General features: G+C 82.4%; 1 protein-coding gene. It reads left to right on the top strand.

Features of this window, described 5'->3' with window-relative positions:
- Window positions 1–756: 756 nt before the first annotated feature.
- Window positions 757–1,013, top strand: a 257-nt coding sequence (locus tag ACWEVO_RS37140) for a hypothetical protein (protein WP_452312044.1), incomplete at its 3' end; no start/stop codon positions are given.

Here is a 1,013-nt window from a genome sequence, read left to right as displayed (position 1 = left end):
GTCGTCCGCCGGCGGGATGGCGGGGTCAGGCGCCGACGGCGCGGGAGGACCGGGCAGGAACTCGACGCGCAGGTCGGCGGCCGGCGGCGCGGAGGTGGGCGCCTCGGGGGCCGCAGGCCGCTCCGGGCGGTCGACCGGCGGCTGGCCGGGCCCGCCGGAAACCGGCCGGTCCGCCACGGGGGCACCCGGCACCGGGACCACCGGCACGCCGGCGGGCGGGATACCCGGTCCCGACGTCCGCGGCACCGGCACGCCCTGCACCGGCGGGCCGGAGACGGGCGGGCCGGAGACTGGCGGGCCGGAGACCGGCGGAGCGGAGACTGGCGGGCCGGAGACTGGCGGGCCGGAGACCGGCGGAGCGGAGACTGGCGGGCCGGAGACGGGTGCGCCCGACGCCGGTGCGCCCGAGGTGGGCGCGACCGGACGTGCGTCGGGCCGGTCCACCGGCGGGCGCCGGCCGTCGTCCAGCCGGCTCGGGGCGGCCGGCGCCGGGGCCGGTCGCGGCTCGTCCGGCCGGACCGGTGGCGTCGGCCGGTGTCGCGGGTCGTCGGAACGCGGCGCGGCGGCCGGCCGGCTGTCCGGGTGGGGCGGTGTCGCCGGCAGGCGGCTCTCGCGGGCCTCGCCAGCACCGGCCGGGGGCCTCGACCGCGGGTCGTCGGAGCGGACCGGCGCGGGCGACGTCGGCCGATCCCGCAGGTCCTCCGGCTGCCGGGTACGGGCGGCCGGCTCGACCGGTGCCGGCCGGCCGTCGCCACGGTGGACCGGACCGGATTCGGCCGGCCGGCCCGGCCGCTCGTCCGGGTACGGCCGGGACTCCGGCCGAACCGCATCCGGCCGAACGCCGCCGGACTCGGGACGTGGGCCGACGAACTCCGACCGCGGGCCGACTGGGTCGGGACGTGGGCCGACGAACTCCGGCCGCGGGCCGACTGGGTCGGGACGTGGGCCGACGAACTCCGGCCGCGGGCCGACGGGCTCGGGACGCGGGCCGACGAACTCCGGCCGCGGGCCGA

It is taken from the genome of Micromonospora sp. NPDC003776 (assembly GCF_053605645.1).
The sequence above is the reverse complement of the archived record's forward strand: the minus strand, read 5'-3'. Positions and strand labels throughout refer to the sequence as shown.